Genomic DNA, 11792 nt, shown 5'->3' on the forward strand with positions numbered 1-11792 from the left:
TTATAGATAGGAACACATGAATGGATGTATACAGTGGCGAGGCAAAATATATTGGGGATTACTTCCAACCTCAAGGTTATGATTTTATTATTCCTGAATATCAAAGAGAATTTTCGTGGGAAAAAGATAATATATCTCAGCTGTTTTTAGATTTAGCTAATGGTGTAATCAGAATTAAATCTAGTGATACTGATTCAGTGAAAAAAAGTGAAAAATCGAAGTTTTTAGGCTGCATAATACAGTGGCTAAGGGAGGCTGAGGAAAATAAAGATTATTATCCTCATTCGAATAAACATGTTACAAACATAAGAGAGATAATCGATGGACAACAAAGGACATCCTCATTATTACTTATATTTGTACGTTATTATTATTACTTTGATAAGCAAAGAAAACAATTAAAGAATAATAGTGAAGAAAAAATAATTTCAGCATTTATAAAGAAAATAGTACTTAAATCATGGTTGTTTAATAATTTTGCTATAAATGTTCCTCCGAAGAATTCAAAGGAATATCGTCCTGCATTAATCAGGCAAGAAACTGATATTTGGTATGTTAATAAAAATCATGCTAAGTATATATCGCCAATCAGCAAGTATCTTTTTGATACAATTAATGCAATAAAAGATGAAAAAAATACGAAAGTATTAAATGAAGTATCGAGTTTAGACTCGAATACAATTGAGGTTATTAAAGCTATTGATCTTGAAATTAACACTATTTTTGAAAAAACAGGTTTTTCTGCATTAAATAAATCTTACACTTTAGAAGATTTGTTCGGTATAGAATTTGAAGATGAATATGAAGACGCAAATATAGATTTTGATACTTACCTATCTCAAAATCTAGATAGAAATGAAGTCATGACTCCAATAATTAATAACTTATCGGTATTACATTATCTTCTAAATTATTGTGCATTTACTGTTATATCATCTCCGACAGAAAGTGCTGCTCTCGATATGTTTCAATCATTGAATTCATCAGGAGTACAGCTTACAGCGCTTCAGATGCTCAAGCCTAACCTATCCAGCGACTTTAGACAGCATCATGTTAGCTTTTCAAACTCAGAAACAAGCATTGAAATTAATGATATAAATAATTGGTTTAATGCTGATGGACGAAGTAGAGAACGTAAATTAAAACAATTTTTTCTAAAATTTTGTATGCTATTTTCTGGTGATGATGCTCCTACATCATTAAGTTTACAACGTTCTTGGGTGCAAAAAACGTACTCTAACTTCACAAATACACAAGTAAATACAGATAAAAGTTCTGAATATATAGAGTACATGTATAGTACCAAAGAGTATTTATCTTCATTCCTAATGAAGAGTAAACAGGTAATGAATAATCATACTAAAGGAGTTTATCAAAACTATAAGCTATCACATCCTAAATTTGGTGATAATCAACTGTCAGATACATGTATTACATGCTTAATGTACCTTAGTGATGCTAATCATGAATTACTCCACCCTTTATTAATACGCTTTTATCATCAATACAGAATTACCTCTACATTAAAAGAAGCAAATAATGCTCAATGTGAATTTGAGACAGTAGTTAATGCATGCGCCTCAATATTTACCATGTTTAGAGTAGGATTTAATAAGCACCCAGATTCATTTTACAAAAAAATTTATGAAAAAAGCTTTTCTATAATTGCAGCTAATAAATTAACTGCAATACAAACACTTTATATTTTAAGAAAAAACTTCTATTTACATGTGAAAGAGGTACATAAGTCTAAAAAAGTATTTAATAAATTTATAGAACAATTTGCTATTAACTCAAGATATGGAAAGTTTAGCAATCACATAATACGATTTATTCTAATTAATAACTCTAATTTTAAAATAAATGGCAGTGTTACAGGTCTTCAAGATAGCAATATAGTAGGTTCTGAAATTCTAACACCTAAAACTTGGCTTGATGAAAATTTGGCATCAATCGAACACATATGTCCTCAAGATGCTTCTAAAAAAATTATAGATCATTGGTGTACTGGTTTTATATCATCAACAAAAATAGATGATATAGGTAATTTAACGTTGTTGAGTCAAAGTTCAAATTCTTCTATCGGTGAAAAAGTTATTGATAAACTACAAGGATATGAAAACTATCTTAATCCAGGGAGTTTACATAAAATACAACCAGTAGTTACACACAATTCCTCTACAGCAAAATTACAACCTCACTTAATCGCAGTTGTAAAAAGGTTGAGAGCATGGCAAACCGATATAGAAGCAGGCATTTTACCATCTAATTCACAATATGAATGGGACCCTGATTTTATTGTTCTTAGATCAAAAAATATTGCTCAACTTGTTTTGTGGGATTTTTATAAGAGTTTAAGAGTCTAAATTTAAGGTTTAAGCTTATAAAGTTGATAGCCTCTTACCTTATGCTTAGGCAATAATAGGCTACCTATATTTAACTTAGTCATGGGTTTATTATTTTTACTTAAACCCTTCAATTCTTTATTAAGGCGTTTATTAAACGCCTTTTGCTTTTTAAAATCATCAAAACTTTCATCTATATATTCAATTTTATTCAATAAAACAGGTCGCTTTTCTTCTTTTATATAATCAAAGAAATCAACATCTTGATCTGCCATTTTTATTTTTACTCGCTCTTTTAATTGCGGTAAAGGTGAATCCTCAAAGCCTTCATAACCTAATAACGATACTTTTCCTGAGGTAATATGAATCTTAACTAGCTGAATGTCATCTAGTTCCCCATAGAGCTGCAAAGCAGAGTATACATATACCCGAAGTAGAGGGGATAACTCATCAATAAATTTTTTATGTAGTGTCAGTGAATGTGGTTTTCCACTTTCTAAAGTAAGTTTAGATGCAGGTAATATTTCTTTTGCCTTTATACATTCTGCAGTAATTCTTTCAATATTAGCAATGTCGAATAAAAGTTCTTTTGCTTGATGTAAGGCAATTTTATGGGTATCGAAAAGAGCTTTAATATCTCTTTTCAGATCATCTGGTAAGTGGGTGTATGACTTTCTTCCTTCGAACATAGCTAAGGCAAAGTAGATAAGTAGATCTTCTTTTCGCATATTTTCAGCTAATGCTAATTCTTCTTGGCCAAACCAGTCAGTGACTAATTTTAGCGCTTTTTTGTTTGAGCCAATTATTTCTTTAATTTCGTCACTCTTGCTGAACTCATCATTAGCGGGAACTCGACCATAAGCTAAACAACTTAGCCAAAATGATTCTAGTAGCTCATGATGCTGTGTGAAAAGTAACCTTTCTTGATCTTCACTAACAGGTCTAGGGGCAGTTTTCTGTTGCCATTGATAACTTCGCTTATGCCTATTTTGGAGGAAATGTTGTTCAAGATTTTTATCTTTAAATACATAAAATATACCTGGGGATATAGCTATAGGCTCTTCATCAAGCGTTCGTTCTATATATAACTTTAATTCAGCTTGTGAGAAATACTTTTGGAATGTATTACGTGATGTAATCACGCCATCTTTATACGGAATGAATTGAGCTAAGTAGCTTTCATTGGCTAACATTGCGGAAATAATTAGTAGTTTCCCTGTTGCTTCCCACGCACCTAATATGGCATCTATTCGTTCGTCTTGATCTTCAATAACATTAATGACAAAACCAATATTAACTAAATCAGAGTTAATAATTTCTGAATCAGGACAAAATTTAGGATCCCAACCAAGGGCATCTAGCCCATGAGCTTCTAACTCTCTAAGATCATCACCCCTACCACAACCATAATCAAAAATAGAATACTCACCAGATAAAAATCCATTTTTGGCGAGTGTTTTCATCGGGGCTGATAGTTCATGTCTTACAATTGCTGTTTTATGTCTATCTATTTCTTTCTCACTTTCAATATTACTAATTACTGCTGAGCTTCGAAATAATCGGCCATCAACTAGCTCATAGCCATGCTTTACAATTAATCTTTCCCATGAATTTTTAAAACCAATCATGCGACTATTTTCATAGAGACCAGCGGCTTCACCTTCTTGAGTGAGTATACAAAAGTGATTATATGATTCATGACCTTTTGAAACCATTGTTTCTTTTCGGTGAAGAATTGGAGGGTTTTCTTGTTCTGAATAGCTTGTAACTCGATGAGATAATTTTTTTAAATCGACATTGACACTCTGTTCTAAAGCCGGATATGAGTCTTCAAAAAATAATGGGTAATTTAACAGGGATAAGCGAAAATCTTTTCTAAAAACTTTAATTAAATTCCAATTATCGTCATCTATTTTCAATGCTTTGGCGACAATTTTAATGAATGTAGATAGCACTGCTGGTATATCTGAAAATGTATCCTTATGAAAATAAACTGAGTCGGGTAGTTTCTTGCCAACATCAAGAGAGTTAACTAATTCTTTAAATTGCTCTGCATTCATTTGATTAATTCTTCCGCAAGTATTTTAGCTTCATCACCGTAGGCTTTTCTTCCAGGAATACGTCTACCTTTGTCACTTAGATTCATAGCTTGTAAGTGTCTTTCTGACTTATTTCCTATACTTACATGTAATGGTTTATCATTTCCATAATAATAAATCTTATCAAAGTTTAAATTTTTCACTATAAATAGCATCACTTGATCCATTTTTTTTTCATAACCATTAACAACAAAATCACAAGCTAAACCGTTCCTTTTGCATATGAGTTTATTGTATTGAGTTAACTCAGATGCAGCATGTTGGTCAATTGGAGGAAATGTCCCTGATGAACTGTTTTTTTGTATATATCTGTTTAACTTAGGTGAGACAAAACCATATGTAATTCTAACATTGCCAAATTTTCTACTAACAGGCAGTAAAATTGATGTGATAAGAATTAAAATAGAGTTTATTGATTCTATTTCTTTTGGGGAGTTATCTATGGTGATTTGATGTTTTTCTCGATACCAATTTAACAAATTATTTGCTATAGGGTGATTTAGTAATAATTTTTTATCATGGAGTTGATATAAAAAAGCATTTCCTTTTTTTACAAATGCTAGTTTACCTGAGGATCGCATGTGCATCAGTTCACAGTCTGAAACATCTAATAGCTCTTTAAACTCTTGTGAAGTAAATAATATTTTTGTCATAGCTAGCGGATATAAAAATGTTAGAAGATAGATATTACATAAAAAAACATTGTATTGATAACTTCAGGAACAATAAGTACTCAGGTTTTTAACTTGAAAGTATTGTCTTTGCTAGTTATCCTTTCACTAAAACAACTGTCCCTATCCTTAATCTAATAATGCAAAAAAAAATTTCAAATTATGCTAATACCTTGGATGATTTGTAAAAAGTTTTTAATGTAGGTGGCTTATCTAGAATTTCAGACCTTCAGGTTAAATCAAATTCAACTGTTTTGGCATAAAAAACTCGAAAAAACAACTCGGATTCTCATCATCATTTAGGCAGATTAACATCCTCTTAATAGCACTTTTTTGTTAAACAAAGAAAAAAATTATTAGGCCACCCATAATAAATTAAACAAAGAAAAAAATCATCAGGCCACCCATAATAAATTGTGCATATTTACCTCACTAAACTAGATTTGATTTACCTTGATTAAGAGTAGTGATTGTTATGCCGAAGCCTCGTTCACAACAAATTAGCTTAGCAGATATGCGTTTTATCATATTTGCAGTCGTACGGTACAAAAATATTTTTTAAGTGCAGTTGATAAAAAAGCGAGTGTTAGTTTTGAGCACCGGTGCATATGAATTGAATAGCGCATAACACGCTTTATTGATCACCGGTTAACGTGTTTTATCTTAGTATGGCGAGCTAAACTCAGCTAAAATTCAATGGTGTGGCAAGTTTGGATGAAAATAGCTATCGAGAACTTCTTTATTCAATAAATGGGTATTGTAATAAGCGAGAAAGAGTCCCATCAGTGTAGTATTATTGCTTGTAGCTATCATGGCTGGCATGGCTAGTTGTTAAATAGTAGAAAAGCAATCAGAGTTAGTCTTTCACATTTCAAATGTTGAAAAGGAAATATAATGCAATTTACAAAAAAAGCGACAGTAACTGCCCCTGCTATTTGCGCTGAGCTTCGGGCCAGCCATGCAGGTGAAACTGGCGCCGTATGGATATACAAAGGTATATTACTGGTTAACCGTTTCAAGCGTGACTCAGATATTGAAACGTTTGCGAAGCATCATTTAGCGACTGAAAAAGAACATCTAAGCCAATTTGAAAATCTTATTGATCGGTTTAGAGTTAGCGCACTTCTTTTCATCTGGATACTTGCTGGGTTTACAATGGGTGCATTGTCGGCGGTGTTGGGGAAAAATTGGGTTTATTATACTATTTACAAAGTTGAATCATTTGTTGATGTACATTACCAGCAGCAAATAAGTGATTTATCTAAACTTGATTTTCTCGATAAAGCTGAAATTATATCTATGATGAAAGTTTGTAATGCAGACGAGCAAGCCCATAGGGATGAAGCATTAAATGCCATGACAGGTAAACCAAATTTAATTATGCGTATGTGGGGTAAATTGGTTGGTAGCGGCTCACATTGTGCGGTTATTGTCGCTAAATTACTATAAGGGAAACCTGTGGGGAAGTCACTAAGGAACCGGCAACCAAGAGATTGCGACCACTGTGCTAAACCTAAGTCAGTGTTATACAGGGTCCGATTAGAGCAGCCAGCACCTTGGGTATTTGTTTGCTCTTACTGCCAATCAAAGGTGAAAAGCCAGCCACTGTACCAATACGGAGGAACTTGGAAACAGCAAAAACGGCATTAAGCTTAATTATTATTTTTGCCAGCACCTATTTAGAAAGTAAATAGAGTTAGATAGAGTTAAATAGGGAACAGACCACGTTTAATTAACTTTTTTAGTTATTAATTTGCTGATTAATGTCTCAGGTGCAGCAGTATTTTATATGTATTAATGATTACACCTCGCTATTGGTACATCAGTTTAAAAAGTGCCCGTAATGAGCGAGCATTGGCTTATCGTCAATTATTCAAAAATACACTTTCCATTCAAGTTATTAATGAATAGCTCGGGCAGACATCGTTATCTAGGACAATTAATAAGGACATCTACCGTTAATTTTTTCAAACTATTTTGGATTGCTGTTTTTTGTGGATTATAAATAGTTCATTTACAGTGGGTGCCCTAGTCATTTCACTTCCAACATTTTGAAAAAATGATGAAATTTCAATAATGAATAGACACATCCTAATCCCCATATTATAAACATTGCCAATTGAGCTATCTTAGTTATCTCTCTACTATCAAAATCGTTATAAATAGAATATTCATAAAACCCCGCACCAACTCCCCAGCCAACTCCAAAAGTGATTAAGCAACGTATAAATAATGAAATTAATTTATTAAGCATTTATTCTTCCTTGTGTAGATATAAAATTTCTAATTGAGATGTTAAACTCAAATTTTGTAGGTAAGCAAAAAATTATGACTGGTTTACTTGGTAACTGATAATAGATAATAGCATGAAAAATATAAAATTATTTTATAAAAGATCCTAGTTATGCGCTTTGTAGCTCCTTTAATCTGAATAAACTTATAATTAGAAGAGCAGCCTGTAGTGGTCAACTAATTTTGGCCACAGATTTGTATTCAAGCTAGTATCTTTTTCCTGACTCAATCGGTGTTAATCCTCCGCTATAACTGTGAAAATTAACAAGGACACCCACCGTTAATTTTACCAAACCATTCGGGATTTATATTTTTTTTAGCATTAAAGGGGTAGTGTCATTGATAATTTAAAATCATTAACTCTGCTCCTTTGATGTTAGCTTTAGGGTATTCTTGTAAGTTATTGAATTCGATATAAAGGGGTTTGTAACAGTTGCGCGTCGATATGGTTTAACATAGCAATATAATTTGTAGACTGTATATCTTGGTAGTATTTTTTAAATGCTTGTTGTGTTATCCCTTCAGGTAACTCGGCTAATGCTGGAATAATAGCCGACTCACTATTGGTTTGCGCTAAAATTGCTTGCACCAATAAAGCACTTTTATTTGACTGGGTTGATATCATGGCGAATCTCGTTCCAGCGCGATCAGCCATTAAATCAGCAAAGCTAAAGCCACTACCGCCTTGATTTGAGTCTAAAAATTCTTTTAGTTCACCAATAGCATCACTGGTATTGCTATTACCAAATAACTGTAAAGCAATAGAATAAATAAAGTGCTTTTGAATATCGACACGATTTCTTAAGCTAACACTTCTTTGTAACGTTAGTCGCTGTGTTGCTTGTTTTGATGAGTAATACGACACGTCACCAATAAACAATTCAAACTTATCTGTACCAAAATACAGCACTAATGCGGTTAATGCGGCTTTATTTTCTTCAGCCGCTTGTGCACCTAAAAGACGACTACGCTTTTTAGCCACTGAAAATATATGAGTAATATAAGGGGCGAGCGATTTTTTATTGTCGTTGCGGGCAACAAAGTTGAGTAATGCTTGGTGGTAAAAACGAATATCGTCAACATTGCCAAATAATGCTAATTTGTCACGCAAAGCAAATAAAGACGCTATAGTGCTTTTATTTTGGTTATGCATACGGTCGGGAATTTCAATACTAAGCTGTAAACTTGAAGGGGAAATCTCAAGGTTAGCAATAGTGTTTAATAAAGAGCTACCAAACTCTTCTTCAATATAGTGATTGCCGACTAATTCTCCTAGCGTAATTAACCAACGGCCGGGTATTGGAATACTGCCTATATAAGCTGTGTCGAGGTCTAACCCGGTTTGAGAAGCGTTTAACGTAAGATTAATATTTAAAAAACGAATAAGCTTAGGCAAAGGTAATTCAAGGGAAAACCGGAAAAAACCTTGGTCTTTTATCAGGACAATATTTGAAATAAGCTGTGGAATAGCACGGTGGCCTAAAGCACTGAGACCATCGATTTCATCTTGAGTAACGCTTAATAATACCGGCTGCTTTTTTGATTGGGTTGTTTGTACTGATTTAATCGTTTTCACTATGCGCTGTAATGTTTTTTTATTTTCAGCGGCAAAATTAGCATCAATTTGGTGAAGCGCTTTTATATGTGGCGATGATTGTAATGCGAGTGATATTAACGCGATAATTAAAACGGTTAAGGAAAATAAAATATAAAATGTGCGTTTTATGATAACTTTCAATCTCTGACCTTAACTCATTTTAATGAAACAAATTTTTGACCTTATTAATTTCCAATAAGCTCCGAAGAACAAGTTTAAAAGATAATGATAAATTTAACTAGAAATCAACTAAAAATTAATCACAAATTAAGTGAAACAACCAGAATAGCCAGCTTACACCCGCCCAAAAAGTAGGTTATTTAAGCCAGAGCTGGCAACAATTTTGGCTTCTTTGGTCGCCTAAAAAATTATATGTTTAAGGGTTTACTGACTAACTTGAAAGCTTAGCTCGAAAGAGCATGTTAAATTAATTAAGTTAACAACAGTTGCCTACACGTAAATAAAGCAGAATACATTGCTCAAAACTAAACTGGATATTACCGTATTTAGCTGTTGGCCCAAACCATGGATTAACGTTAAGCCAAAGTCTTAGGAAACTTTTTTATCGAGCGTTAGGTTATGGTGTGCGCTTGCTGCATATTATCTGTGTTTTAGTTCACAGTGTTTTAGTTCGCAGTGTGAGGATTTCAGTGGGCTAAAACTCAATAGTTTAGGCCATATAGCGGGCAATCAAACTACCTATAAGCCATTCATTCAATAAATAGCTATTTTAATCAGCTAGAAACTCCTTCAATCTACACGCCATTATTGCTTATCGTTATTATGGGTGGCATAGTGAATTTACAGTTAATTTGACCGTGAATTAGCAGCGTTAATCATTATTAGCGCCTTGAATAAAAATTTTAGCAAGAGAGATAAATGACTATAAACCTGTCTAATAACTACCAAGCACTTGGCGACAACTTTTCAGAGCAAACATTTCCTGCACCGGTGGCTGCGCCTTCATTATTATTGTGGAACGAAAGTTTAGCAAAAACCTTAACTATTCCTTTTAGTCAAAAAGATGATGCTGAACTGATCACACAATACTTCTCAGGTAATCAATTAATTGAGGGCAGCAAGCCGGTTGCACAAGCTTATTCTGGCCATCAGTTTGGCAACTTTAACCCGCATCTTGGTGATGGCCGTGCGCACTTATTAGGTGACATAGCTGATACCGAGGGACAACGTTGGGACATTCAGCTAAAAGGCTCAGGCGTTAGTTCTTTTTCACGCCAAGGTGATGGTCGTTGTGCGCTTGGCCCAGCGCTGCGCGAATATGTAATGAGTGAAGCGATGTTTGCGCTGGGTGTGCCTACTACGCGTTGTTTAGCGGTGGTTACTACCGGTGAAAATGTATATCGCGAGCGACCTTTTGATGGCGCTGTGGTTACCCGTGTCGCTACAAGCCATATTAGAGTGGGTACTTTTCAATATTTTGCGGCGCGTAACGATACTGACTCGCTTAAAAAGTTGACCAATTATGCCATTAATCGCCATTTTCCAGAATTGCTGGTTGAAGCACAAGCAGCTAAAACCCCAAACCCTGACGATAAAGCAATAGCTGATGACATAAGCAGCGAACAAGTGCTTAAATTTTTCTCTGCTGTGTTGTCAAAGCAAATACCTTTAGTACTTTCATGGTTAAGGGTGGGTTTTATTCATGGTGTGCTGAATACCGACAATACAACTATTTCAGGCGAAACCATAGATTATGGCCCTTGTGCCATGATGAACATTTATGATTCAGACACAGTTTTTAGCTCAATTGATCGTGATGGTCGTTATGCTTTTGGTAAACAAATAGGCATTATGCAGTGGAATATGACCCGACTAGCTGAAACGTTATTACCGTTAGTGGCTAGCGATGAAGATGATGCAGTAGCTAAAATAGAGCCTTTATTAACACAATTTCATCAAGATCTTCAGCAAGGTTACTTGACGATGATGGCGGCTAAAGTTGGCATTAATACACCAGAACAAGGTGATGCTGAGTTGCTTAATGATTTACTGGCCATTATGCAAAAGCAAAAGTTAGATTATACGCACACTTTCACGGCTTTAACGAACACACTGAATAATGGTCAAATTGAAGCGCCGTTAAATGATGTGCTTAACGAGTGGTTGCCGCGTTGGCATGCTCGAATTGAACCATTTAAAGCGGCGGCACACACCTTAATGGTCAGCACTAATCCTGTTGTTATTCCAAGAAATCACCATGTTGAAGCGCTGTTAGCGTCTTGCCAAGCAACCGGTGATTTAAGCGGGTTACATAAGTTTTTAGCCGTATTGCAACAACCTTATACAGAAGTCACTGATACTAAACACTACCAAGATGCGCCGGTTGATGGCGATGAATCTTATCACACCTATTGCGGTACCTAATTTGCACTATTAGGTTTACATAATAAGTAATCAAGAGTAATAATTTTGGCAACTGTCGTTAATTAGCCAGATTAACAAGCACTTAATATTGCTTTTTTGTAGGTCGAATTTCAGTCCGTCAAGGGTTTAGTGGGCAGTTAATGTGATGGGTTAGCGGATAGCTGTTGCGGGTGTTTTTTATTGGTTGGGTTGTTTTTTGATTTTGTGATTTTTGTAGGTCGGACTTCAGTCCGTCAAGGGTTAAGCGAGTGATTAATGCGATGAGCCAGCAAAAAACTGCCGCGATGTATTTTTTATCGCTCTGTAGGTATAAGAACACGGTTAAATTTCATTTAACTTGATGGACTAAAGTCCAACCTACATCGGGCCTACGGGTGGCAACATCAAGTTTGGTGACTTTTTT

General features: G+C 34.4%; 7 protein-coding genes. 3 read left to right on the top strand and 4 right to left on the bottom strand.

All coding sequences use genetic code 11. The annotated features are described in order from the left end of the window. Window positions 1–20: 20 nt before the first annotated feature. Window positions 21–2366, top strand: coding sequence for a DUF262 domain-containing protein (locus ESZ39_RS08935; RefSeq protein WP_146879569.1), 2346 nt, complete (start codon window positions 21–23; stop codon window positions 2364–2366). Between the two features lie 2 nt (window positions 2367–2368). Here ESZ39_RS08935 and ESZ39_RS08940 read toward each other — a convergent pair whose 3' ends face one another. Both ESZ39_RS08940 and ESZ39_RS08945 read right to left on the bottom strand, forming a co-directional pair. Continuing rightward, window positions 2369–4405, bottom strand: a complete 2037-nt coding sequence (locus ESZ39_RS08940; RefSeq protein ID WP_146879570.1) for a DNA phosphorothioation-associated putative methyltransferase — start codon at window positions 4403–4405, stop codon at window positions 2369–2371. Then, entirely contained in the window at window positions 4402–5097 is a 696-nt protein-coding gene (locus tag ESZ39_RS08945; protein ID WP_146879571.1) for a hypothetical protein, read from the bottom strand. The genes ESZ39_RS08940 and ESZ39_RS08945 overlap by 4 nt, the downstream gene beginning before the upstream one ends. A gap of 912 nt (window positions 5098–6009) precedes the next feature. Here ESZ39_RS08945 and ESZ39_RS08950 point away from each other — a divergent pair. Beyond that, the gene (locus ESZ39_RS08950; protein ID WP_146879572.1) at window positions 6010–6564 is read left to right on the top strand and encodes a demethoxyubiquinone hydroxylase family protein; all 555 of its coding nucleotides are present in this window, start codon (window positions 6010–6012) and stop codon (window positions 6562–6564) included. 583 nt (window positions 6565–7147) lie between these two features. Here ESZ39_RS08950 and ESZ39_RS08955 read toward each other — a convergent pair. Both ESZ39_RS08955 and ESZ39_RS08960 read right to left on the bottom strand, forming a co-directional pair. Then, a complete protein-coding gene (locus ESZ39_RS08955) occupies window positions 7148–7369 on the bottom strand; it encodes a hypothetical protein (RefSeq protein ID WP_146879573.1) in 222 nt (73 codons plus the stop codon). Window positions 7370–7807: 438 nt separating this feature from the next. Then, a complete protein-coding gene (locus ESZ39_RS08960; RefSeq protein ID WP_146879574.1) occupies window positions 7808–9145 on the bottom strand; it encodes a hypothetical protein in 1338 nt (445 codons plus the stop codon). A 738-nt stretch (window positions 9146–9883) separates the two neighbouring features. On the opposite strand from ESZ39_RS08960, the gene ESZ39_RS08965 reads away from it, so the two are divergent. After that, window positions 9884–11389 carry a protein adenylyltransferase SelO gene (locus ESZ39_RS08965; protein WP_146879575.1) on the top strand — a complete coding sequence of 502 codons (1506 nt, stop codon included), beginning with the start codon at window positions 9884–9886 and terminating at the stop codon, window positions 11387–11389. The last annotated feature ends 403 nt before the right edge of the window (window positions 11390–11792 follow it).

This window comes from Colwellia sp. C1TZA3 (assembly GCF_007954265.1).
Lineage (GTDB): Bacteria > Pseudomonadota > Gammaproteobacteria > Enterobacterales > Alteromonadaceae > Cognaticolwellia.